The sequence below is a fragment of the Streptomyces sp. NBC_00996 genome (assembly GCF_045162675.1).
GTDB lineage: Bacteria > Actinomycetota > Actinomycetes > Streptomycetales > Streptomycetaceae > Streptomyces.
Genome location: NZ_CP108723.1, coordinates 7254897 through 7277397, shown reverse-complemented (window position 1 = coordinate 7277397; position 22501 = coordinate 7254897). Strand labels below are relative to the sequence as shown.

Annotated in this window: 24 protein-coding genes and 1 pseudogene; 11 read left to right on the top strand and 14 right to left on the bottom strand. The window is 68.7% G+C overall.

Annotated elements, in window-relative coordinates; genetic code table 11:
- Positions 1-35: 35 nt before the first annotated feature.
- A complete protein-coding gene (locus tag OG390_RS34210; RefSeq protein ID WP_406178016.1) occupies positions 36-2954 on the bottom strand; it encodes a UPF0182 family protein in 2919 nt (972 codons plus the stop codon).
- 163 nt (positions 2955-3117) lie between these two features.
- Here OG390_RS34210 and OG390_RS34205 point away from each other — a divergent pair, with 163 nt between their 5' ends.
- Positions 3118-3660 carry a PPA1309 family protein gene (locus tag OG390_RS34205; protein ID WP_406173201.1) on the top strand — a complete coding sequence of 181 codons (543 nt, stop codon included), beginning with the start codon at positions 3118-3120 and terminating at the stop codon, positions 3658-3660.
- Between the two features lie 295 nt (positions 3661-3955).
- On the opposite strand, the gene OG390_RS34200 is transcribed toward OG390_RS34205, so the two are convergent.
- From OG390_RS34200 to OG390_RS34185, 4 genes are all read right to left on the bottom strand, one after another.
- A complete protein-coding gene (locus OG390_RS34200) occupies positions 3956-5053 on the bottom strand; it encodes a PDZ domain-containing protein (protein WP_406173200.1) in 1098 nt (365 codons plus the stop codon).
- Positions 5054-5197: 144 nt separating this feature from the next.
- Positions 5198-5401 (bottom strand): hypothetical protein, encoded by a 204-nt coding sequence (locus tag OG390_RS34195; protein WP_406173199.1) that lies wholly within the window; start codon positions 5399-5401, stop codon positions 5198-5200.
- Positions 5402-5599: 198 nt separating this feature from the next.
- Positions 5600-6061, bottom strand: a complete 462-nt coding sequence (locus OG390_RS34190) for a molybdenum cofactor biosynthesis protein MoaE (protein ID WP_406173198.1) — start codon at positions 6059-6061, stop codon at positions 5600-5602.
- Positions 6062-6312: 251 nt separating this feature from the next.
- Positions 6313-7425, bottom strand: a complete 1113-nt coding sequence (locus tag OG390_RS34185) for an SDR family oxidoreductase (RefSeq protein ID WP_399087461.1) — start codon at positions 7423-7425, stop codon at positions 6313-6315.
- Between the two features lie 191 nt (positions 7426-7616).
- Between OG390_RS34185 and OG390_RS34180 the strand changes: the two genes are divergently transcribed.
- Complete coding sequence (locus tag OG390_RS34180) at positions 7617-9050, top strand: zinc-dependent metalloprotease (protein ID WP_406173197.1); 1434 nt, start codon at positions 7617-7619, stop codon at positions 9048-9050.
- Positions 9047-9562, top strand: coding sequence for an NUDIX hydrolase (locus OG390_RS34175; protein ID WP_406173196.1), 516 nt, complete (start codon positions 9047-9049; stop codon positions 9560-9562). The genes OG390_RS34180 and OG390_RS34175 overlap by 4 nt, the downstream gene beginning before the upstream one ends.
- Positions 9563-9625: 63 nt before the next feature.
- On the opposite strand, the gene OG390_RS34170 is transcribed toward OG390_RS34175, so the two are convergent.
- From OG390_RS34170 to OG390_RS34155, 4 genes are all read right to left on the bottom strand, one after another.
- Positions 9626-10381 carry an AIM24 family protein gene (locus OG390_RS34170; RefSeq protein WP_406173195.1) on the bottom strand — a complete coding sequence of 252 codons (756 nt, stop codon included), beginning with the start codon at positions 10379-10381 and terminating at the stop codon, positions 9626-9628.
- A 16-nt stretch (positions 10382-10397) separates the two neighbouring features.
- Positions 10398-11078 carry an AIM24 family protein gene (locus tag OG390_RS34165; RefSeq protein ID WP_189189372.1) on the bottom strand — a complete coding sequence of 227 codons (681 nt, stop codon included), beginning with the start codon at positions 11076-11078 and terminating at the stop codon, positions 10398-10400.
- Between the two features lie 11 nt (positions 11079-11089).
- A complete protein-coding gene (locus tag OG390_RS34160) occupies positions 11090-12814 on the bottom strand; it encodes a TerD family protein (protein ID WP_406173194.1) in 1725 nt (574 codons plus the stop codon).
- A gap of 121 nt (positions 12815-12935) precedes the next feature.
- Complete coding sequence (locus OG390_RS34155) at positions 12936-13532, bottom strand: M48 family metallopeptidase (RefSeq protein ID WP_406173193.1); 597 nt, start codon at positions 13530-13532, stop codon at positions 12936-12938.
- A gap of 219 nt (positions 13533-13751) precedes the next feature.
- Here OG390_RS34155 and OG390_RS34150 point away from each other — a divergent pair, with 219 nt between their 5' ends.
- Together OG390_RS34150 and OG390_RS34145 are read left to right on the top strand one after the other, a co-directional pair.
- Positions 13752-14957, top strand: coding sequence for a TOMM precursor leader peptide-binding protein (locus tag OG390_RS34150; protein ID WP_406173192.1), 1206 nt, complete (start codon positions 13752-13754; stop codon positions 14955-14957).
- Entirely contained in the window at positions 14950-16314 is a 1365-nt protein-coding gene (locus OG390_RS34145) for an ABC1 kinase family protein (protein ID WP_406173191.1), read from the top strand. The genes OG390_RS34150 and OG390_RS34145 overlap by 8 nt, the downstream gene beginning before the upstream one ends.
- 18 nt (positions 16315-16332) lie before the next feature.
- Here OG390_RS34145 and OG390_RS34140 read toward each other — a convergent pair whose 3' ends face one another.
- The 5 genes from OG390_RS34140 to OG390_RS34120 form a co-directional block, all read right to left on the bottom strand.
- Positions 16333-16557: a hypothetical protein gene (locus OG390_RS34140; protein WP_399087445.1), complete on the bottom strand. Its 225-nt coding sequence runs from the start codon at positions 16555-16557 to the stop codon at positions 16333-16335.
- Between the two features lie 118 nt (positions 16558-16675).
- On the bottom strand, positions 16676-16999 hold the full coding sequence (locus tag OG390_RS34135; RefSeq protein ID WP_406173190.1) for a hypothetical protein: 324 nt from the start codon (positions 16997-16999) through the stop codon (positions 16676-16678).
- Positions 16996-17364, bottom strand: a complete 369-nt coding sequence (locus tag OG390_RS34130; protein ID WP_054228178.1) for a WhiB family transcriptional regulator — start codon at positions 17362-17364, stop codon at positions 16996-16998. The genes OG390_RS34135 and OG390_RS34130 overlap by 4 nt, the downstream gene beginning before the upstream one ends.
- 174 nt (positions 17365-17538) lie before the next feature.
- Complete coding sequence (locus OG390_RS34125; protein WP_406173189.1) at positions 17539-17865, bottom strand: hypothetical protein; 327 nt, start codon at positions 17863-17865, stop codon at positions 17539-17541.
- A 162-nt stretch (positions 17866-18027) separates the two neighbouring features.
- Entirely contained in the window at positions 18028-20280 is a 2253-nt protein-coding gene (locus OG390_RS34120; RefSeq protein ID WP_406173188.1) for an ATP-dependent DNA helicase UvrD2, read from the bottom strand.
- 137 nt (positions 20281-20417) lie between these two features.
- Here OG390_RS34120 and OG390_RS34115 point away from each other — a divergent pair, with 137 nt between their 5' ends.
- The 6 genes and pseudogenes from OG390_RS34115 to OG390_RS34090 all read left to right on the top strand — a co-directional run bounded on the left by OG390_RS34115 (position 20418) and on the right by OG390_RS34090 (position 22479).
- A complete protein-coding gene (locus OG390_RS34115; protein ID WP_406173187.1) occupies positions 20418-20675 on the top strand; it encodes a mycoredoxin in 258 nt (85 codons plus the stop codon).
- A 154-nt stretch (positions 20676-20829) separates the two neighbouring features.
- Positions 20830-21045: a hypothetical protein gene (locus tag OG390_RS34110; protein WP_406173186.1), complete on the top strand. Its 216-nt coding sequence runs from the start codon at positions 20830-20832 to the stop codon at positions 21043-21045.
- Positions 21032-21304 (top strand): annotated as a pseudogene (locus OG390_RS34105) (DUF6879 family protein); the annotation flags it as partial. The gene OG390_RS34110 and the pseudogene OG390_RS34105, both read left to right, overlap by 14 nt.
- A 100-nt stretch (positions 21305-21404) precedes the next feature.
- Complete coding sequence (locus OG390_RS34100; RefSeq protein WP_406173185.1) at positions 21405-21548, top strand: hypothetical protein; 144 nt, start codon at positions 21405-21407, stop codon at positions 21546-21548.
- Positions 21530-21814 carry a helix-turn-helix domain-containing protein gene (locus OG390_RS34095; protein ID WP_406178014.1) on the top strand — a complete coding sequence of 95 codons (285 nt, stop codon included), beginning with the start codon at positions 21530-21532 and terminating at the stop codon, positions 21812-21814. The genes OG390_RS34100 and OG390_RS34095 overlap by 19 nt, the downstream gene beginning before the upstream one ends.
- A gap of 206 nt (positions 21815-22020) precedes the next feature.
- Positions 22021-22479: a helix-turn-helix domain-containing protein gene (locus OG390_RS34090; RefSeq protein WP_406173184.1), complete on the top strand. Its 459-nt coding sequence runs from the start codon at positions 22021-22023 to the stop codon at positions 22477-22479.
- Positions 22480-22501 lie beyond the last annotated feature (22 nt).

Below are 22501 nucleotides of genomic sequence, written 5' to 3'. Positions count from 1 at the left end.
TTGCAACCGTACCACGGCGCGGGGTGGGCTCCTGATCAGCCGCTTCCGGAGCTCTTGTCGCTGCTCTTGCTTGAATCGCCGGCGCTGCCGCCACTGGTCTTGTCGGCCTTGGTCTGCGCGTCCTCCGCCCGCTTCAGCGCATCCTCAAGATCCTTCTGCGCCTGGCCGTATGCCGGCCAGTCACCCTTCTTCAGGGCTTCCTGGCCCTGGTCGAAGGCCTTCTGGGCGTCCTTGAGCGCCTCTTGGACCGTCGGGTTGCTCGACGTGGGCGGTTTCGTGGTCCCCTCGTCGGAGGGTGGCGTGGTCGAACCCTCCGCTCCGAAGACCTTGTTGAGCGCCTTGTCGAGCGTGTCCTCGAAGGCGGTGCTGCCTCCATAGGTCACCAGGACCTTGCGCAGCAGTGGGTACTTGAGGTCACCACCGCGTACGTAGACGGGCTCCACATAGAGCAGTCCTCCGTCGAGCGGAACCGTCAGCAGGTTGCCGTACTCGATGTCCGAGTCACCGCCCTTGAGGAGTCTGATGGACTCGGCGATGGACGGCTCGGAGTTGAACTGGCTCTGCACCCGTTTGGGTCCGTCGACGGTTCTGCCCGTCGGCAGTTTCAGGATGCTGATCTTGCCGTAACCGGACTTGCCTGCTTCGGCGTTGACGGACACGAAGGCGCTCAGGTTGTCACGGCCGTTCGGCGTCATCGTCGTCGTCAGCGAGAACGACTGTGCCGTCTCGCCGGGCAGCTTCATGCTCAGGTAGTACGGCGGCACGGCGCTGCCCGACTTGTTGGTCGGGTCGTCCGGGACCTGCCACACCTCACTGCCGCTGAGGAACGTCTGCGCGTCCTTCACGTGGTAGCGGGTGAGCAGCTCACGCTGGACCTTGAACAGGTCCTGCGGATACCGCAGATGATCCATCAGCGACGGCGAGATCGAGTCCTTGGACTTGACCGTGTTCGGGAAGGCCTTCATCCAGGTCTTCAGGACCGGGTCCTTGGTGTCCCACTGGTAGAGCTTGACCTCGCCGGTGTACGCGTCGACGGTCGCCTTCACCGAGTTGCGGATGTAGTTGACCTGGTTCTGCTGGGCCACCACCGCGCGCTGGTTGTTGGCCGCCGTCAGCGAGTCCGCCGTCGTGTCACCGAGCGTGGTGCGGGAGGCGTACGGATACCCGTTGGTGGTCGTGTACGCGTCGACTATCCATTGGATCTTCCCGTCGACGACCGCCGGGTAGGCGTCACCGTCGATGGTCAGCCAGGGGGCGACCGCCTCGACACGCTCCTTGGGAGTGCGATTGTAGAGAATCCGCGACTCCTCGCCGATCGCACCGGAGTACAGGATCTGCGGCTCGCCGAACGCCACCGCGTACGCGGCCCGGTTGATCGGGCTGGAGAGGCTGACGCCGCTCTTGCCCTTGTAGCTGGTGGTCTTCTCGCCGCTGTCGTCGGAGTAGTCGATCTCCTTCTGGGGACCGCCGACGATCGAGTACTGGGTGGTCTTCTCGCCGTAGTAGATCTGCTGCTGATACGTGCCCAGGTCGCCCTTGGACGGCAGGTTGTACTCGGTGAAGACCGGGCGGCCCTCGCTGTCGGCCGTGGTGCCCTTGGCCGCGACGACGCCGTATCCGTGTGTGTACCGGAAGTGGTCGTTGATCCAGTTGTTCTTCGGGATGCCCTGGAGGTTCAGCTCGCGCAGACCGATGACCGTGTCCTGCGCCTTGCCGTCCTTGGTGTACCGGTCGACGTCCAGGTTCGACGGGAAGCCGTAGTAGTTCCGCACCTGCTGGAGCTGCTGGAAAGTCGGCGACACGATGTTCGGGTCCATCAGACGCAGGCTCGCGGCGGTGTTCGCGTCGTCGCGCAGCTCGGCCTTGTCCTTGGTGTTGCTCGTGCCCGGGTAGTCCGTCACCTTGGTGCCGTCGATCCCGTAGGCCTCGCGGGTCGCCTTCAGGTTCTTCTCGACGTACGGCGCTTCCTTGGCCTGCTCGTTCGGCTGGACCTGGAACTTCTGGACGATCGCCGGGTACAGGCCGCCGATGAGGATCGCCGAGAGCACCATCAGGCCGAAGCCGATGACGGGCAGCTGCCAGGTGCGCCGCCACAGGGTGGCGAAGAAGAGCAGCGCGCAGATGACGGCGATGCAGAACAGGATCGTCTTGGCGGGCAGATACGCGTTCGCGTCGACGTACCTCAAACCCGTCCAGTTGCCGGTCGCCTTGAAGTCACTCGACTTCACGGCGAGCCCGTACCGGTCGAGCCAGTAGGCGACCGCCTTCAGCGCGACGAAGATGCCGAGGAGCACCGAGAGGTGCCCGGTGGCCGCGCCCGTGGCGCGCGCCCCCGGGCTGGTGATCCGCAGCCCGCCGTACAGGTAGTGCGTGAGCGCGGCGGCGATCAGCGAGAGCACCGCTGCCGCGAAGCCGAAGCCGAGCAGGAAGCGGTACCAGGGCAGGTCGAAGGCGTAGAAGGCGACGTCGAGGTGGAACTGGGGGTCCTTCTGGTGGAAGGGCACCCCGTTCACCCACATCAGCCAGGTGCGCCACTGGCCCGAGGCGGACGCACCGGCGATCAGCCCGACCAGGGAGGTGATGCCGAGCAGCAGCCACGTCTTGTAGGGCGCGATGCCCATCCGGTATCGGTCGAGGCTCTGCTGCTCCATCGACATGGCACTGAGCGGCGGGCGCAGCCGGTGCGCCAGCCAGATGTTCACGCCGACCGAGAGCGCCATCAGCAGACCGAAGACGAAGAAGAGCCCGATCTTGGTCCACAGGGTGGTCGTGAAGACGGACGAGTAATGAACCGACCGGTACCAGAGCCAGTCCGTCCAGAACCCCGCGAACATGACGAAGGCCATGGCCAGCACGGCCAGCACGCCCAGCGTCATGAGCAGGGTCCGGACACGCCGGGAGGGTCGGCCCACTCTGATCCGTGGCCCCGTCGGGCCTCCGCCGCGGTCCGGCATCTGGAAAGCCAAGGTGCGCACCTCGAAGTCGCTGTTGATCCGTCAGGTCCCCGTGATGGTGGACCGTCCGTAAGGCTCCGTGATCGTGGAGCCTCATCTATGCAACTTACTCACGCTTTACTCGGTTCCCGGTTCCGGGTATTAACGAGGCAGGATTGTGACCATGTCCAACACTCCCATGGCAGCGAGCCCGCTCACCCGAGCCGTACTCGAAATCGACGAGTACGCCTCAGGCCTCGGCTGGGACCAGCCCGCTCGCCTCTTCGCCCTCGTAGACACCGCGCGACTGCGGGCCCAGGAACCCGGCCTCGCGGCCCAGCTCGGCCTGCAGGACGAACCGGAGACCACCGGTCTCACCCCCATCGAGCAGGACGAGATCCCTGCCGGCAAGCCGCTCGACGAGTTCCTCGGCACCATCGCCTGGCCGGACGCCGTAGTCGGCTGCGCGCTCACGGTGGAGCGGCTGATGCTGCCGCCGTCAGCGGAGGCCTCCGTACCGGAGGGCCTCAGCGAGAAGAAGCTCGCGACGTGGGTCGCCGAGCACCCGGACCGTCAGGAGGTACGCATGACGGTCGGCGTCCTGCGCGACGGCACCCGCGACTCGGCGCTTCGCCTGCGCGAGAAGGACGCGCCCACGGAGGTGCTCACGGGGTCGGACCTGGTACCGGGCCTGGCGGAGGCACTGTCGGCGACGTTCGCGGACTGATCTCTAGTGCCGCGTCAGCCAGGGTTTGCCCGTTGAGGAGCGGCGTCCGGTGCGTGCTCTGGGGGTCCCCCCGGCCGAAGGCTGGGGGAGTGCCGGCCGGAAGTCCCCGTACTGGACGTACTTGGGCTTTCGGCCGGTGCGGCGAGTGGGGGCACCTCCCACGCCCTTGAGGCAGTGGGGGAGCGCGCCGGGCGTCACGACGGGGCGAACCTTGGCTGACGCGGCACTAGCTGTACGTGGCTGGGGGCGCCCCCTGATCACGGGACGCCCCCAGCCGTGTACAACCCGATGTCCGTCAGCCCTCGGTGGTGCACTTCGGCAGGTCGGCCGTGTTGCCGGAGCTGATGTCCTTGAGGGCGCTCATCGCGTCGTCGATGGTGTTGACCTTGACGAGCGTGAGCCCCTTGGGGGTGTCCTTGGCGGCGGCCGCGCAGTTGTCCTTGGGCGTCAGGAAGTACTGAGCGCCCTTCTCTCGCGCGCCCACCGTCTTCAACTCGATGCCGCCGATCGGGCCGACCTTGCCGTCGTCGTCGATGGTGCCGGTGCCGGCCACGAACGTGCCGCCGGTCAGGTTCCCCGGGGTGAGCTTGTCCACTATGCCGAGCGCGAACATCAGGCCGGCGCTCGGTCCGCCGACGTCGGCGAGCTTGATGTCGATGGCGAACGGGAACGTGTGATCGGTTCCGGCCGAGATCCCGACGATCGCCCGGTCCGTACCGCTGTCTTCGGACTTGGTCGTGGTGATCGTCACGTTCTTGGTCGCGGTCGCCGTCTTGTTCTCCTTCTCGGCGGCGGCCTGCTCCTTGGCGGGCACGATCGTGAAGACGACCTTGTCGCCCGGCTTGTGCTTGGTGACCAGCTTCGCGACGTCGTCGGGCGCTTTCACCGTCGTACCGTCGACGGCCTTGATGACGTCTCCGGCGTGCAGCCGGCCTTCGGCCGGGGATCCCTTGAGGACCGTGGAGACGATCACCCAGGACTTCACCGGGACGTTCAGCTCCTTCAGGGCGGCCACCTTGGCGCTCTCCTGGGACTGGCTGAACTCCTCGGCGTTCTCCTGCGTCGACTGCTCCTCGGTCTTGCCGTCGGGGTAGAGCGTGTCGTGCGGCACGACCTTGTTGTCATGCGCGAGCCACCCGTACACGGCCTCGACGAGGTTCATGTTGTAGTCGGCGCTGGTGACCCGGACCGTGGTCATGTTCAGATGCCCGGTGCTCGGATAGGTCTTGTGACCGGAGATCTGCAGCACCGGCTCGCCGTCGTGCTCGCCCAGTGTGTTCACCGTGGGGCCCGGTGACATCTCCGAGTACGGCACTTTGATGAACACTCCCGCGCACAGGAGCGCGATCAGGATCAGAGTCGAGGCGAGCATCGTCGCGGTGCGGCGTGGCATGGAACGACAGTACGGGACGGTGCTGTCAGCGCACCGTCAGGGCCGTCCGTACGGGGTCGGACGGGGCCGTCCGTACGGGGTCGGACGGGGCCGTGCTCACAGGCCGGAGCGCCACCGTGGATACGGGGTCGGAACGCGTCGGGCTCACACGGCGTCGGAGTGGGACTTCTCCCCGCCCGTGGACCTCTCCATGGCGTCGGACCTCTCCATGGCTTCACGGAAGCGCGTATATCCCGCGAGCTCGACGCCGTCTCCCATCACCTTGCGATTGCGGCCGGCCCAACTGCCCCACAGTCCGGCACCGATCGCAGCCACAAGCGGAATCAGCAACCAGGCAAGCGCCGCCATGTCGACCTCCCAACCCCATGAGCGACCGCAACTGACTGATCAGCAGATTAACCATTCGCAGTGTTAACGCTCACGGCAGGGCCCCGGTTACGCAACCGGAGGGCAGGTGAGAGGTTGGCTAACTCTCAAGGCCGAATGAGCGGCCGAATCCTGAGGACGAGTGACCGGCCGGATCCTCGGGTCGAATGACCGGCCGCCTCAGCCGGCTCCGACCCACTCCTCCGTACCGTCGGAGAACTTCTGGTGCTTCCAGATGGGCACTTCGTGCTTCAGGTCGTCGATGAGCTTGCGACACGCCTCGAAGGCCTCACCCCGGTGCGGGCACGAAACGGCGACGACGACCGCGAGGTCACCCACGGCCAGGTCCCCGATACGGTGCACGGCGGCCAACGCCCGCACCGGATAGTCGGCCACCACCTTCTCGGCGACCCGCAGCATCTCCGCCTCTGCGCCGGGGTGACACGAATACCCCAGCTCATCGACGTCGGCACCACCGTCATGGTTCCGGACGGTCCCGACGAACAGCGCGGTCCCGCCGGAGGCGTCGTCCCCCACGGCCTTGAAGACCTCGTCCAGGGAGAGCGGCGTCTCACGAATGGCGATCAACTTGATCGCGTCCTGCGCCGCCTGCTCACCGGGATGGTCGTTCATGGATGCCATGAGCCCATCGTGCCCCACACCACTGACAACACGAAATAGAGGTTTCACCCGGCACACGCACGTGCGCCTTTGGAGCCTCCTACAGGAGATCATTCAGCCCGTCCGGCGTTCGAGGACGAGGCCGTCAAGACCGAAGCGGGGGGGCTGAGGGCGGCAGCCCCCAGGTACGGGACGGCTTGAGACGGAGGGAGAACCCTCAGGCCGACGCCCACGCCGGGTGCCCTGAAGCGCGGGCCGGGCCCCAAGCGCCCTCAGACCCGCCGCCGAGCCTTCCGAGCCCGCCGGACCACGGCAGCCGCACCCAGCAGAGCCACCGTCGCCCCCGCGGCCCCCGCCGCAGTCGCATCCTTGCGTCCGAGCCGCCGCCCGGCCACGGTGTGCCGCCCTGCGACCTCCTCCAGCAGCTCCGCGAGGACCTCCTCATTGGTCCACTGCGGCCGCCACCCGGCGTCATGCAGCCGGCTCCCGCTCACCACCCAGGGATACATCGTGTACGCCAGATCCCCGGCAGGCGAAGGAGTGAGCCCGATCCGGTGAAGCCGAGCAGCAGCCCCCAGGGCGACGGCGGACGGCAGTTCCATCCGCCGAATCCCGCTCAGCTCCTCGACCTCCTCCTGCTCCAGCCATCCGTCACACCCGACGGCGAGCTCTCCCTCCACCTTCTCGACGACGGCGTACTCCAGAGCACTGCACAGGTCCTCGACGTGGCAGAACTGCCAGGCGGGCCTCGATCCCGCCACCACAAGCAGCCGAGGCGATTCGAAGTACCTGGTCAGAGCGGTATCGGTGCCACCGACGAGCACGGCGGGCCGCACGACGGTGACATTGAGCCCCGGATGCGCCCGCGGCGCCCGCCGTGCGAGCCGCTCGATCTCCAGGAGGTCGCCGACACCCGTGGCCTCGGCCGTCGCCCGCAATTCGGCGTCTTCGGAGAGGGGCAGTTCGTTGTCGGGCAGCGCCCCGTAGACCATCGCGGACGTGCACAGCACCACCCGGTGGATCCCGGCCGCGGCAGCGGCCGTGAGCACGGTCTGCGTCCCCCGGACGTTGTACGCCGTCCGAGCCGCCGCGTCCGTCTCCAGATCGAGGTCCAGCGCGAGATGCACCACGACGTCCGCCCCGCGCAGCTTCTCGGCGATCGCCGGGTCACGGACGTCCAGGATGTGCCACTGGGCGGCCGCGCACTCGCCGCGCCGCTCGTCGATGGCGATGACCTGCTTGATCTCCTCGCTGGCGGCGAGCCGCTCGGTGAGCAGCGCACCCACGCCGGACGCGGCGCCGGTGACCGCGACGACGGGCCCGCGCGGGGCTGGGCTGGTTGAGTGGTTTCGCGCTGCGCGAACCTGCGGATCTGGGGAACTCACCGGGCGTCTCCAGCGGTTGTCTTCAGTAACGGACGCGCGTGACGCGTGCGTACCAGGTGGCATCCATCCTGCCGCAGGCCAAGAGTCGGCGAAGCACCGAGGCCCAATCGGGCTGTGGTGTCTACGCTGGGTGGTGTTGTCGGGCAGCCGCCGTCGGAAAGAACCGGCGGCCTTACCAGCCGAGGAATCCCGTGAGTGACACCCCATTCGGATTCGGCCTTCCGCCGGAGGAGCCGGAGAACGGCGACGAGGGCAAGAAGAAGGACCAGGAGAGCGGCGGTGGTCAGGGACCGTTCGGTTTCGGGCTGCCCGGCGCCGGTGGTCCCGGAGCCGACAATCCCCTCGCAGCCATGTTCGGTTCCATGAACCCCAATGACCTGGGCGCCGCGTTCCAGCAGCTGGGCCAGATGCTCTCGTACGAGGGCGGACCGGTGAACTGGGACATGGCCAAGCAGATCGCCCGTCAGACGGTCTCCCAGGGCACCCCTGACGGCACCAAGGACGCGAGCATCGGTCCCTCCGAGCGCTCCGGGGTCGAGGAGGCCGTGCGCCTGGCCGACCTGTGGCTGGACGACGCCACGTCGCTGCCGTCCGGCGCCGGCTCCGCCGTGGCCTGGAGCCGCGCGGAGTGGGTCGAGGCGACCCTTCCGGTGTGGAAGGAGCTCGTCGACCCGGTCGCCGAGCGCGTCGGCGCGGCCATGGGCGACGTCCTGCCGGAGGAGATGCAGGCCATGGCGGGACCGCTCATCGGCATGATGCGCTCCATGGGCGGTGCCATGTTCGGCACGCAGATCGGGCAGGCCGTCGGCGTGCTCGCGGGCGAGGTCGTCGGTTCGACCGATATCGGCCTGCCGCTGAGCCCGGCGGGGAAGGCCGCGCTGCTGCCGCTGAACATCGAGTCGTTCGGCAAGGACCTGGGCGTCCCCCAGGACGAGGTGCGGCTCTATCTAGCTCTGCGCGAGGCCGCCCACCAGCGCCTCTTCGCACACGTGCCATGGCTGCGCTCGCACCTGTTCGGCGCGGTCGAGGGCTACGCGCGCGGGATCAAGGTCGACACGGCCAAGCTGGAGGACGTGGTCGGCCAGTTCGACCCGCAGAACCCCGAGGAGCTGCAGCAGGCGCTCCAGCAGGGCATGTTCCAGCCGGAGGACACCCCGGAGCAGAAGGCCGCGCTGGCCCGCCTGGAGACGGCGCTCGCGCTGGTCGAGGGCTGGGTGGACGCGGTCGTACACGCGGCCGCCAAGCCGCGCCTGTCGTCCGCGGACGCGCTGCGTGAGACCCTGCGCCGCCGCCGTGCCACGGGCGGTCCCGCCGAGCAGACGTTCGCCACGCTGATCGGCCTGGAGCTGCGCCCGCGCCGGCTGCGGGACGCCTCGCGTCTGTGGGCCTCGCTCACCGACGCGCGGGGCGTCGACGGCCGCGACGGCCTGTGGGCCCACCCGGACATGCTGCCGACCGCGTCCGACCTGGACGACCCGGACGGCTTCGTACACCGCGAACAGCTGGACTTCTCCGAGATCGACAAGATGCTCGGCGAGGCGGCGAGCGGTTCCGGTTCCGCCGAGAAGCCCAACCTGAAGAAGGACGACGACTCCAAGGACGACAAGGGCGACGGCACCGAGTGAGCCTCCACGACGACGCGGTCCTCGTACTGAAGAGCTACGAGGAGCAGGAAGAGCTGCGCCAGACCTACCTGGACCACCTCGCAGCACACCCCGACGGACTGTGGAAGGCCTGTCAGGACGGGCACATCACGGCGAGTGCCCTGGTGGTCGACCCGGCGCACGGGCGCGTGCTGCTGACCCTCCACAAGAAGCTGCGCATGTGGCTGCAGATGGGCGGCCACTGCGAGCCCGTCGACGCGACGCTGGCGGCGGCTGCCCTGCGCGAGGGCACCGAGGAGTCGGGCATCGAAGGGCTGACACTGCTGCCTGGCGGCCCGGTGCGCCTGGACCGGCATCACACGCCCTGCGCCTGGCACCTCGATGTGCAGTACGCGGCGCTCGCCCCGGCCGGGGCCGAGGAGGCGATCAGCGACGAGTCCCTGGACCTGCGCTGGTTCTCGTACGACGACGTGGCGGACGTGGCCGACGAGTCGGTCGTACGACTCGTGGAGGCGACCCGCGCACGGCTGTGAACGTGTAAGGGGCGTCCGCCAAAGCGGTCGCCCCTTACGTTCGCTTCCTGGACTGACGGGTGGTCAGCTCCAGACGTTGCCCTGGTTCTGCCCGTGCGCGCCGTGCTGGCCCATGCCGTACTGCGCGGCGAGGCCCTGTCCGATCACGGCGTTCTGTGGAGGCAGCAACTCACTGGGCTGGACGAGCGCGTAGCCCTGGCCCAGGAAGCTGAGCTCCCAGCCCTCACCGGTGTTGCCACGGCGCCGGAACACGCCCGAGGAGTGCGTCTGGGCCTGCATCTGCACGCGCAGGCCGGTGGACCACGCGACGATGGCGTCGGCGTCGCAGTTGACGTACTTGTCCGGTGTGACCTGCATCATCAGCGGCATCCCGGAGGTCATCAGCGCGACCTTGCCGCGTCCCGTGATGTTGAGCTGGTACTTGCCGGAGCCGGAGATGCCGTACTGGCTGTCCACGGCGATGACGTCGTAGTGCAGCGAGGAGTCCATCGCGAGCACATAGCTGCTGTCGACAGTGAGGCCGTCCTGCTCCACCTCCATGACGTGCACGTGCTGGGCGAGGTTGGCGAGGTAGACCGTCCCCTGCCCGTGACAGCGCATCAGGTCGAGGCCTTCACCGGTGTACGCGCGCGAGCGCTGCTGACTGGTGTTCTGGTACTCGGCGTCGAACTCGACGAGCCCCTGGTACGCGACCATGGTGCCCTTGCGAGCGAGGATGTCGTCGTGGCCCTCCAGGACGATGCGCAGCATCTGCGAGTTCTGCAGGCTGTAGCGCTCCTGGGTCTGCTGCTCGTTGTAGCCGAAAAGCGGGCTCTGCATGGTGTCGTGCTCCCCCTCAGCCCCGGACTCGGAGGCGGTCGGTGCTGTCCTCGCTGGGCTGGACGACGACGATGCCCTGCCCGGAGAACGCCATCTGGTACGCCTCGCCGCTGCCGCGTCCGATCAGCGACTGCGCCTTGAAGCTGCGCTTGCCCTTCACCTTGAGGTTCGGGGACCAGGCGACGAGCGCGTCCGGGTCGACGTACGTCTCGTCCTCACCGCCGCCGCAGTCGACGACGATCGGCTTGCCGCGGGAGGTCAGCGCGACCCATCCCTGGCCGGAGATCTTGGTGTTCCACAGGCCCTGTCCGGCGAACTTGGCGAGCCCCTTCACCCGCTCGACGCCCCACTGGAGGTGTGCGTCGAAGGCGAGCAGATTGGTGGCGTTGACGGAGATCGCGTCCCCGTTGAGGTTGATGACGACGACGTTCGCCCCGTAGTCGGCGAGGTAGAGCAGGCCGTCACCGGAGCACTTCATCAGCGGCGCGCCCTCGCCGGTGACCCAGTCGCGCGCGATCTGGCGTACGGCGGGCGGGTTGGGCTCGTACTGGACGAACCCTTCGTAGGCGACCATCGACCCCACGCGCGCGAGGAGGTCGTTTCCGGTCTGCATGGCGACCTTCAGCATGTGGTTGCCGTGGTTCTCCATGCGGGCGGTGACGGGTGCCGGGGCGAAGCCCGCGAGTGGCTGGTTCATGACGGGCTCCCTCAGACCTCGTACGGCTGGACGACGATGAAATTGCCGGGCGCGGCGCGGAACTGAAGGTTCACGCTCTCTCCGGTGTCGCCGGGGTAGGCGTTCCGGCGCATCCGCACCTGGCTGGAGACGATCACCTGTGCGGCCGCGGACCAGGCGACGACAGCGTTGCAGTCGGCGAAGGTCGTGGGCGTCACCGGCAGCACGACGGGGGCACCGTGCGTCTTCACGACGATCGTGCCGGTCCCCTGGAACTGCATGGTGAACAGCGCGCCTCCGGGGATGCCGTGTCCCTCGATCCGGCGCACCTCGTACTGGAGCGACTCGTCGAAGGCGAGCACGTTCTCCGCGGAGACACAGATCGCGTCGCCCTGGAGTTCGATGGGGTGCACGTGGGTGGAGTTCTCGGCGAGGAACACCTGCCCCTGGCCCGTACAGCGCATCAGCTGCATCTCCTGGCCCGTCGCATTGCCCACGATCCGCCCGGCAAAGCCGGCGCCCTTGTAGCTGAAGTCGACCTTGCCCTGGTAGAGCACCATGCTGCCCTGGCGGGCCAGTACGGGCTGACCGCCGATGCCGAGGTCCACCCGGATGAGCTTCTTGTTCTGCTGCGTCCACCGCTGGCCGGTGGGCGTCTCCTTGAAGGCCCCCAGCGCGGCGGCCACGCCCGCGCCGCCCTGCGGGGCGCCCTGGGGAGCGCCGTACGGAGAGGGTGCGCCGGGCTGGCCGGGGTACTGTCCGGGCCCCTGGCCCGGGACCTGCCCGTACTGCGGCTGCTGACCGTAGCCCGGAGGCGCGGTCGGCGCCTGCTGCTCGTAACCGGGAGGTGCGGACGGAGCCTGCTGGCCGTAACCGGGCGGCATCGGAGCCGTCCGGCCGGGAGGCTGCTGGCCGTATCCGGGCGGCGGACCGGGCTGCCCGGGCGGCTGCGCGTACGGCGCGGGGCCCGGCGGCGGAACGGGGCCGCCCGGCGGGGTGTGCAGGGGCGCGACGATGGTCGGTGCGGCATGCACAGAGGGCGCGGCGGGCGCCGGAGCGGGCGGCGGCGTGGCTCTCGGGGGCGGCGCGAAGCCCTGCGCGGCGGGCTGCGGCGCGGGCGCCGGGGCGGAGGCGGCCGGGGCACCGAACGCGGGCGGCGCGGTGGCCTGGGCCGGGGGCGCGAAGGACGGTGCGGCCGCGGCCTGCGGCTGCTGCGCGGCGGGCGGCTCCTCGGCGACCTCGCCACCGAAGTTCTTCAGCAGCGCGTCGAGACCGCCGTCGAAGCCCTGTCCCACGGCGGCGAACCGCCAGACGTCCTTCAAGTAGAAGTCGCCCAGCATCACGGCACGTTCCGTGGAGAACTCCGCGCCGCTGAACGAGTAGCGGGCCACCTCCTCGCCACCGGCGACAACGCGGAGGTATCCGGGGGCGATCTGCGACATCTGCCCGGAGCCGTCGATGGTCGCCGTGAAGGACAGCTTCTGGATCTGCGCCGGGATCCGGTCGAGGGTCACACGGAAGGACTCCGTGTCGCCCGACTGGGCGCCGAGGAGTTGGATGGACTCCTCAGGGGTCTTCGGCTGGTTGAAGAAGACGAAGTACCGGTCGTCCGACAGACGTTCGTCGGCGTCCAGACCGAAGCAACTGATGTCGAAGGTCAGTCCGGGGCCGGTGATCTGCACGCCTACGTACAGATCGGTGCCCGCGGTGAGGTCACTGATCTTGGCCTTGTGGCCGCGTTGGAATTCCCTGGCCATGCGTAACGACCGTCCCCCATCCCGAATGCGAGTGCGTCGCGTCAGGCTAACGGCAAACTCTGGGAGTGGACGAAGCCGGTACAGACCCGGTACACAATCGGCCCTTGAGGGCGGACCCGCTCTACTCGTCGCGTGCGGCGGGCAGATGGGGCAGCCGGTCGGCGGCGACCACCCCCTCGAGGTAACCGCGCGCCCGTTCGGTACGCGGATACGCCTCGAGAAGCCGCCAGAAGCGCGGCCCGTGTCCGGGCACGAGCAAGTGGGCGAGTTCGTGGACGAGAACGTAGTCGACGACGTACTCGGGCATGCCCTGCAACCGGTGCGACAGACGGATGCTGCCCTCGGACGGGGTGCACGAGCCCCAGCGCGTGTTCTGATTCGTGACCCAGCGCACCGACGTGGGCCGGGCCCGGCCGTTGAAGTACTGGCCCGACAGGCGCTCCGCACGCTCGGCCAGCTCGGCGTCGCCGAGCACCCTCTTGCTCTCCTGGGCGGCCAGTTTGTCGAGCATGACGGTCACCCAGCGCTGCTCCTCCGCCTCGGACATCCGAGCGGGGATGAGCACGACGGTGCGATCGCCCTCGCGGTACGCGGAGACCGTTCTGCGCCGTCGCGCGCTCCTGCGGACCTCGATCGCGCTCGCCCCCGAACCGCTTGGCGGCGGGCTCGTCGTGCTGCGCTGTGGTTTTCCGGCGCGGTGCAGTGGGTCGGCGGGCACGCCCCGACGTTACCCGCTGCACACGGGGGAAGTCCCGCCCCCGGGACGGTTCGATGCCGATCCGCACTCCGTGCGCTTGATTTGTATGACGAACGGTGCAGCCTGTGGACAACTTTCGGCACCGCTCGGCCCGGACGGGCATGCTGGCATTTGATCGGCGGGCGCAGGAGGCGCACCGCCGGCACACGGGGGACGCTCTATGGGCTACGGGGGTAGGTCATGCATCCGATGGTGAAGCCCGCGCTGCGGCGCGGTTGGCGGGATCTCAACACCGTGCAGTTCGGGATGGCACCGCCCCACGCGATGGTGCTGGGCCCGATGGACACGGCGACGGGCAGTTTCCTGGACCTGCTCAACGGAGCACGCGGGATGCCGCTCCTGCGTGAGGAGGGACGCAGGATGGGGCTGCCCGACGGCCATGTCGACGCCCTCGTGGAGCGGCTGGCCCGATCCGGCCTGCTGGACGACGCGACTGGAGGCGGCCCGGCCGCGGACGCCTTGCGCAAGAAGAAGGCGGTGCTGGAGCGGCTGCGCCCCGACCTCGCCTCCCTCTCCCTCGTCACGCGCGAACCGGGCGACGCCATCGAGCGGCTGGCCGCCCGCCGCTCCCTGCGCGTACAGGTGCGCGGCGCCGGCCGGGTGGGAGTGGTCCTGGCCTCGCTGCTCGCGGGCGCGGGCGTCGGCGAGATCGATGTGCGCGACGTCGGCCGCGTGGAGCCGTGGGACGTGGCACCGGGCGGGCTGCCCGCCGAGTCCATCGGTGAGCGCCGGGAGGAGGCCGCTCGCCGAGCGGTGCGCCGAGCAGCACCGGACCGTCCACCTCGGGCATCCTCGCAGGGGACATCCTCGAACGAGGAGGACAAGGACAAGGAACGGGGACTGGCACTGGTGATCCTCACCCCCCGGGACGGCCTCGGCACCCACGCGCCCGATCCAGCGGCGGCCGAGACTCTGATCGCTTCAGGGACGCCCCATCTCTACGCGGGTGTTGTGGAAGGCACCGGGGTCGTCGGCCCCATGGTCCTGCCCGGCGACACCGGCTGCGCGGGCTGCCTCGACCGGGAACGCGCCGACCGGGATCCGACCTGGCCTCGCCTGGTCGCACAGTGGCGCTCCGGGCGGCAGCGCCAGGTACCGGCGTGCGACCTCACACTGGCGGCAGGCGTCGCCGGTCTGGCCGCCGGACACGCGCTTGCCTTCCTGGACGGCACATTGCCCTCCAGCGCGGGGGCCCGCTGGGAGGTATCGGTACCGGGCCTCGACTGGCACGCGAGACCGGTCTGGCCTCATCCGGCATGCCCCTGCGGCGCAGCGGAGAAAGCTAAGGGGGAGCGCGCCTCGGAGGACGGCGAGCCGCACGAGACAATGGCGGGGCAACAGCCGTACGCGGCACGGCTGTCTGGGACTTGGAGGGCGCATGTCTGATCTTCCCCGGAAGGCGGTCACCCGTACCGCCAAACTCGCCGCGCTACCGCTCGGCTTCGCTGGGCGGGCGACCTGGGGGCTCGGAAAACGTATCGGCGGGAAGTCGGCGGAGATTGTGGGCCGTGAGCTCCAGCAGCGCACGGCGGAGCAGCTGTTCAAGGTGCTCGGCGAGCTCAAGGGCGGCGCGATGAAATTCGGGCAGGCACTGTCCGTCTTCGAGTCGGCGCTGCCCGAGGAGATCGCGGGGCCGTATCGCGCGGCGCTGACGAAGCTTCAGGAAGCAGCGCCTCCCCTGCCGACAAGCAGCGTTCACTCCGCGCTGGAGGAGCGGCTCGGCGAGAACTGGTCCGAGCTGTTCCTGGAGTTCCAGGACAAGCCGTCCGCGGCAGCCTCGATCGGCCAGGTGCACCATGCGGTGTGGCACGACGGGCGCGAGGTCGCCGTCAAGGTGCAGTACCCCGGGGCGGGCGAGGCGCTGCTGTCCGATCTGACCCAGCTCAGCCGATTCGCCAGACTTCTGGGTCCCCTGATCCCCGGCATGGACATCAAGCCGCTTATCGCCGAACTGCGCGACCGGGTGTCCGAGGAACTCGACTACGGACTGGAAGCCCAGGCCCAGACGGCACACGCAGAGGAATTCGCGGGCGACCCGGACGTCCTCGTCCCGGCGGTGGTCCACCAGTGCGACCAGATCCTCGTGACCGAATGGATCGACGGGACACCGCTGTCGGAGGTGATCTCCGACGGTACCCAGGAGCAGCGGGACCGCGCCGGCCAGTTGCTGGCCCGCTTCCTCTTCTCGGGACCGGCTCGCACCGGCCTGCTCCATGCCGATCCGCACCCGGGCAACTTCCGTCTGCTGCCGGACGAGAAGAACGGCTGGCGCCTGGGCGTTCTGGACTTCGGAACGGTCGACCGCCTCCCGGGGGGCCTGCCCCTGCCGATCGGCGACTCCCTCCGCATGACCCTCGACGGCGACGCCGAGGCGGTCTACGAACTGCTCCGCGAGGAGGGCTTCGTCAAGGAGTCCATAGACCTCGAACCCGACGCGGTCCTGGACTACCTCCTGCCGATCATCGAACCGGCCGCGGCGGACGAGTTCGCCTTCACCCGAACCTGGATGCGCAGCCAGGCCGCCCGAGTGGCCGACCCCCGCTCCCCCGCCCACCAGCTGGGCAAGCGGCTCAACCTGCCCCCGGCATACCTCCTGATACATCGCGTGACCCTGAGCACCATCGGCGTCCTGTGCCAACTGGGCGCCACGGTCCGCCTGCGCGATGAACTGGAGGAGTGGCTGCCGGGGTTCCTGCCGGACGAGGAACTGCTGGACGAGGAGGAATCGGCGGTCGAGGCCTGAGTGGACGGGCCTACCGGCCTACCACCACGCCGAGTCCAGGCGGCCCTCGATCGCTCTGAGGTTGGTGCGGGCGCAACTGTCGCAGAAGTAGTTGCGGGTGCCGTTCTCGACCGAACAGGTCCAGGTCGGCTGAGGGCACTCGGCCCGGGTGCCGCAACGGGCGCACACGATGTGCTGGGCCTCGCCCGCGTCACGCCGCGGTGCGGAGCCGGTGCTGTCACTGTCCCCGGGAAGACTCGTCACTCCGCGACGATAACGCCGTGGCCGACGGTTCGCTCGGCACAACGCACCGCGGGGGCCAGTCCGTTCGGACCGACCCCCGCGAGGATTCACTGCCTGGAACTGCCGCGACTGCAATGGGCTACTGCATGACCGCCATGGCCAGCGCGCGCCGGGCTCGCATCGAGGCGCGCTCGGCCCGGCGCTGCATGCGGCGAGCGGTCGCCAGGCGCATGGCCCGACGTTCCTGCTCGGCCTGGTGCAGTCGCTCGTGCATATGCGCACGAGCCAGGGCTTCTGGGATGAGTTGCATCTCTCGGGTCCTGTTCTGACGCGAGTCGTTCGCGCCGGTGGTGGTGAAGTCTGGGATCGCGGAGCCTGCGGGCTCGCTGGTGGACGGCTTCATCGGGGCCTGCTTCTTGGGGTCGTGCGTCAGGGGGCGATCGATCGTTCCTCGGGCGTTCATGCCGCAACCGGGTTCTTGCGCGGGCGGCCACGCGGCCGCTTGCGGGCCACGACAACGCCCTGGACGAAGAGCTCGCCACCCCAGACGCCCCAGGGCTCACGCCGCTCCTTGGCGCCGGCGAGGCAGGCCTCGATCAGCGGGCAGGTGCGGCAGAGGGACTTGGCGTACTCGACATCGGCCGGCGACTCGGCGAAGAAGACCTCCGGGTCGTAGGAGCGGCAGGGAACGGGTACGCCGAGGTTCTCGATGGCGTCGTCGAGCGCGGTGAGCGCAGTGAGCGGGATCAAGGTGGAGTCCTCCGTGAGGCCGGGCGGGGGGATCGTTTCGGAAGGCGGTACGGACGGGGCGTGCGCTTCGAGTTGCACGGTTCGTCTTCCTCGTCTGGTCGTGCCGGCCGGTTGGCCGGTTGGCGGCTGGTACCGGGTTCTTTTCTTGTCCCGAGGCCCCTTCGCTCTGCCGCCCCCGGTCGGGGACAAACAGAAGGGCCGCGGATCCCGGGTGGGGTTCCGCGGCCCTGAAGGCGCCGGCCTGATCGAGAATCAGGCTGGATCACTCCAGGGTTCAGGCCCACGGAAGGCCCACATCGTGTGGTGGTGCTGCGTTGTCTGCTTCAGGGCTCCGGCACCGGCCGCCGCAAAGGCATAGGCCTGCGCCTCTGCCACTACTGCTGCTTCCAGTGCCTGCGTCGGTCGCTCATTGCGCTCACGGATGGGAAGACCCGCGAGAGACAGGGAGGACTCCGGCCGGGCGGCAGGGATGCCGGACAGACCGCTGCCCAGGTTCGAGACGCCGAGCATGCACGTGGAGACGACCGAGCGATCGGTCATTTTGATGGTGCTGATGGAGCTGGTGGTGATGCTGATCACTGGAATCGCCTCCTCTCGGCGTCTAAGGGGACCGGGTGAGCCAGTCCGACGGTTATTAAGTACAGCACGGATCCAGGGCCTTGGAGAAGGCCGCCGTTTCCGTGCTTAGAACCTATGGGGATCGCTGGGGCATGCGCAAACTATTTTTTCGACGAGTTTGAATCAGTCACCATCGTCGCCTGCTCCAAGCTCTTGATCTGCACAGATGGCCAGAACGTCGGCTCCGAAGCGGTTCAGCTTGCGTACTCCGACGCCGGGGATCCGCGCCAGCTCGCGCTCGTCGTCGGGCACGGCCTCGGCGATCGCCATCAGCGTCTTGTCGGTGAAGACGCAGAACGCAGGCTGCCCACTGCGCTGCGCCTGCACCGCGCGCCACTCGCGCAGCCGCTCGTAGAGACCTTCGTCCATGTCGGAGGGGCAGTCCTCACAGCGCATCAGTTTCATCTCGCCCGCGTCGGTCAGCGTGCGGCCGCAGACCCGGCAGCGGGCCGGGGTTCGGCTCGTCCTCCGTACGACGGTGCCGCCGCTGCTTCCGACGCCGCGCTCGATGCCTCCCGAGCCGCCGCCGCTGCTGCGGCCCGCGATGGCGACGGAGCCCGGACGCAGCCCGTCGAGGAATCGGCTGGGCCTGCGGTTGGGCCTGCCGCCGGGCGAGCGGGACAGCGCCCAGGAGACGCACAGGTGCTCTCTGGCGCGGGTGACACCAACATAGAGGAGGCGGCGTTCCTCCTCGATCTGCTCGTCGGTCTTTGCGTAGGTGATCGGCATCATGCCCTCGGCGACGCCGACCAGGAAGACGACGTCCCACTCCAGCCCCTTGGCGGAGTGCAGCGAGGCGAGCGTGACGCCCTGCACGGTCGGGGCATGCTGGGCGCTCGCGCGTTCGTCGAGCTCCGCCACCAGGTCACCGAGAGTGGCGCCGGCCTTGGCGGCGGCGAAGTCCTGTGCGAGGTACACGAGGGCGGCCAGCGACTCCCAGCGCTCTCGGACCGCGCCGGAACCTGCCGGGGGCCGGCTGGTCCATCCTTCGCCGGACAGCACGGCACGGACCTGTGAGGGCAGGTCGACGGCGTCGTCGAGCAGGGAGTCATTGCCCCCGAAGCGAGCCGCGGCACGCAGGGCTGCCCCCGCCTTGCGCACTTCCGGGCGGTCGAAGAACCGCTCGGCGCCGCGCAACTGGTAGGGCACCCCGGCGTCGGCGAGGGCCTGTTCGTAGATCTCGGACTGGGAGTTCGTACGGAAGAGGATCGCGATCTCGCCCGCGGGGACGCCGGAGGCGACGAGGTCGCGGATACGGCGGGCGGCGCCCTCGGCCTCGGCGGGCTCGTCCGTGTACTCGGCGTAGACGGGCTCCGGTCCCGGGGCACGCTGGGAGATCAGCTCCAAGCGGTGCTCGGCGGCCCTGCCGCGGGCCTGGGCGAGCAGTCCGTTGGCGAGGTGGACGACCTGGGGCGAGGAGCGGTAGTCGCGGACGAGCTTGACGACGGTGGCTCCGGGGTGGCGGGTACGGAAGTCGAGAAGGTGGTCGGGAGTTGCACCGGTGAACGAATAGATCGTCTGGCTGGCGTCACCGACGACGCACAGGCTGTCGCGCTCACCGAGCCACAACTCCAGCAGGCGCTGCTGGAGCGGGCTGACGTCCTGGTACTCGTCGACCACGAAGTGCTGGTACTGGGAGCGGACCTGATCGGCGATGTCGTGCCGGTCCTGGAGGATGGCGACCGTCAGCAGCAGGACGTCCTCGAAGTCTATGACCGCGCGATCGCGCTTGAGGTCCTCGTACGTCGAGTAGAGCTGGGCGATCTCGGCCGGATCGCGAGGGGCGTCGCGGCCGGCCTTGGCGGCGGCGGCCGCGTAGTCGGCGGGGATGGTCTGCGTGACCTTGCACCACTCGATCTCGCCGGTGACATCCCGCAGTTCGCCCCGGTCGAGGCGAATGCGGCAGGCGACTGCCGCGTCCGCGACGAGCTGGATCTTGCGATCGACCAGCCGGGGCAGGCTGCCACCGACTGCTTTCGGCCAGAAGTAATGGAGTTGGCGGAGCGCGGCGGAGTGGAAGGTGCGGGCTTGGACTCCGCCCGCGCCGAGCTGACGCAGGCGGCCACGCATCTCGCCCGCGGCGCGGTTGGTGAAGGTGACGGCCAGCACGCTGGAGGGCTGCAGGATCCCGGCGCGCACCCCGTAGGCGATGCGGTGGGTGATGGCCCGCGTCTTGCCCGTGCCGGCGCCCGCCAGCACGCACACCGGACCGTGCAGGGCGGTGGCGACCTCGCGCTGCTCGGGGTCGAGCCCGTCGAGCACCGCGTCGGCCGTGTCCGGAACCTGCGGGAAGAGGGTGGAGTGCGTTGCTGCTGTCACCCCGCCATGCTGCCAGGTCGCAGGAGACGGACGAGCCGGTTGTCCACAGGGAGGCACGTGCAGTCGTACTAATGCGGCAGGCGTCACTTCCCGCCGGGGCACCCGGGGTACCCCCTACGGGAATGGCGGCCAGGTCACATACGTTGCACTGCCAGCGACCACGCACCCCGAAGCCGTGAAGGAGCGCAAACGACATGCAGGGCACTGTGACGATGTACAGCACCACGTGGTGTGGCTACTGCCGTCGGCTGAAGAGCCAGATGGACCGCGAGGGCATCACGTACAACGAGATCAACATCGAGCAGGACCCGCAGTCTGCGGCGTTCGTGGAAAAGGCGAACGGCGGAAACCAGACGGTTCCGACGGTCCAGGTAGTTCCCTCCAGTGGTGGCGCCGAGGTCGTGATGACGAACCCGAGCCTTGCCCAGGTGAAGCAGGCACTCGGCGTCTGATCCCCGCGATACGCAACCCCCGATCGGCCTGGAGCTGATCGGGGGTTTGCGCGCTCCGGGGACTTTCCCGTTTTGGAAAGCCGGGGATCTTGACCGTGCCGGCCGAAGGCCAGAAGCATCGAACGCGACAAGGACCGCCGACCTGAGGGGAAGCGTGGGCACACCGCTGCGGAAGCTGTCGGGAGACCCGGAGTGCAAGAACGGCACGTGCCCGACGCTGTGGGGTACGAACGATGGCAAGGACTACGTGGTGCAGGGTTACGTGATCACCGACCCTGCGCGGCTGGCACAGCTCGATCTCCCCGAGGGAGAGACGGCCGTCATGGTCCCGGCCGCCGCACTTGAGGAGTTCTTCCGTGCTCCGCGGTGAGGAGTTCGGCCGTCTCTTCGAGACCTTCGAGCGGACCGCGTTCCGGCTGGAGACGCTCGACGTGTATCACGTGAAGAAGGAGCGGGAGCAGATCGCTCGGTTCCTCGCGGGTGAGGACATGGGCCCGGAGTGGAGCGACAACCCATGGGTCCGCTCGATGACCGACGAGGGCAAGAGCGTGTCCCGCGTTCATGTCCTGCGCTCCCCTCTGACTGACTACCTGCGTTACGAGCTGTCGGCTTACCCCGGCAACATCAAGGCCGGGGAGTCCATCGGGATCATCGACCTTGCCGAGCAGAAGGTGACCGGCCTGCCCCGATCACGACTTCTGGCTCTTCGACGACCGCGGTGTGTACCGCATGCACTACAACTACACACCCGCCGGCGCGTTCATCGGCGGTCAACTGCTACCTGCCGACCGACTCGCGGAGTACCAGGGTTACCGCGACGTGGCGCTCACTCACGCCGTGCCGTTCGCGAACTACTGGGAGCGGCACCACTGACCACGGACTCGATCGGGAGCGCCCTGCGGGCACTACGTGATGCATCGGGACTGACCGGTGACGCGGTGGCCCGCAGGGCTTCCATGTCCGCCGGGAAACTCTCGAAGATCGAGAACGGCCGAACCCTGCCGACCGTGCAGGACGTCGTGCGCAGCCTGTCAGCCGCTCACGCGGGCGCACAGCCGTTCGCCTGCCATGCGGCACGGGCCGTTGGCCAGCCGCTCGACAACGGACGGAAGGCAACGGCGAAAGGGGGTGGGGTATGACCCCTTGAAGGGTCCTTCCTCGACCGCCGGGTCTTACCGGCTCAAATCCTGCCTCGGTTTCGGGCCCTTCTGAGGGCGCCTCACACCCCGATGACCTGCGCCTTTGCGCGTGGAGACCTGTAGATTTCGTGGTCCCGTGAGAGCTGAGAGAAGGGGAATCCGAGATACAGGAACACGTATGGCGCCGTGCGCTGGTGCGCTCGAACATGAAGCCCGCAGAGAAGTTGGTCGGCGTCGCCATGGCGTTGTACGCGGACTACGAGACGGGCGAGAACGTGTGCCCGTCCAACGGGACCATCGCCAGGGAACTCGGCTACGGTGGGAAGGCTCCAGAGCAGACGGTCAACAAGATCGTCGGCAGGCTGCGTAAGGCCGGCTGGCTCACGAAGACGGGCAAGGTGCCGGACGGCCCGGTGATCTACCGGCTCACGTTGCCGAAGGAGGGCGGTATGGCTGAGGAGCCATACAACCTACATACCTTCAAGAGCGACGGCGATGGAAGTAGCAAGCCGGTAGGCGAAGAGCGGCTCCCGACAGGGGGCCGACAGGGCAAAGACGAAGGGCGCAAGCAGCCAGCGAAAGTGGGCCGCGTGAGCGGCCCCCAGCAGGAGGACATAGGCGCTGGCTCTCTTGGGGGCCTTCGGCCCCCTCCTTGTCCTTCGTAGACCTGGCGACGGTCAAGCAAGA

Bases quoted from the DNA above. Each gene is read 5' to 3' on its own strand.
- OG390_RS34115 (WP_406173187.1), top strand. From the start codon at position 20,418: ATGCAGGGCACTGTGACGATGTACAGCACCACGTGGTGTGGCTACTGC.
- OG390_RS34160 (WP_406173194.1), bottom strand. From the start codon at position 12,814: ATGGCCAGGGAATTCCAACGCGGCCACAAGGCCAAGATCAGTGACCTC.
- OG390_RS34100 (WP_406173185.1), top strand. From the start codon at position 21,405: ATGCACTACAACTACACACCCGCCGGCGCGTTCATCGGCGGTCAACTG.
- OG390_RS34145 (WP_406173191.1), top strand. From the start codon at position 14,950: ATGTCTGATCTTCCCCGGAAGGCGGTCACCCGTACCGCCAAACTCGCC.
- OG390_RS34200 (WP_406173200.1), bottom strand. From the start codon at position 5,053: ATGCCACGCCGCACCGCGACGATGCTCGCCTCGACTCTGATCCTGATC.
- OG390_RS34210 (WP_406178016.1), bottom strand. From the start codon at position 2,954: ATGCCGGACCGCGGCGGAGGCCCGACGGGGCCACGGATCAGAGTGGGC.
- OG390_RS34190 (WP_406173198.1), bottom strand. From the start codon at position 6,061: ATGGCATCCATGAACGACCATCCCGGTGAGCAGGCGGCGCAGGACGCG.
- OG390_RS34195 (WP_406173199.1), bottom strand. From the start codon at position 5,401: ATGGCGGCGCTTGCCTGGTTGCTGATTCCGCTTGTGGCTGCGATCGGT.
- OG390_RS34205 (WP_406173201.1), top strand. From the start codon at position 3,118: ATGTCCAACACTCCCATGGCAGCGAGCCCGCTCACCCGAGCCGTACTC.
- OG390_RS34090 (WP_406173184.1), top strand. From the start codon at position 22,021: ATGAAGCCCGCAGAGAAGTTGGTCGGCGTCGCCATGGCGTTGTACGCG.
- OG390_RS34135 (WP_406173190.1), bottom strand. From the start codon at position 16,999: ATGAACGCCCGAGGAACGATCGATCGCCCCCTGACGCACGACCCCAAG.
- OG390_RS34170 (WP_406173195.1), bottom strand. From the start codon at position 10,381: ATGCAGAGCCCGCTTTTCGGCTACAACGAGCAGCAGACCCAGGAGCGC.
- OG390_RS34165 (WP_189189372.1), bottom strand. From the start codon at position 11,078: ATGAACCAGCCACTCGCGGGCTTCGCCCCGGCACCCGTCACCGCCCGC.
- OG390_RS34150 (WP_406173192.1), top strand. From the start codon at position 13,752: ATGCATCCGATGGTGAAGCCCGCGCTGCGGCGCGGTTGGCGGGATCTC.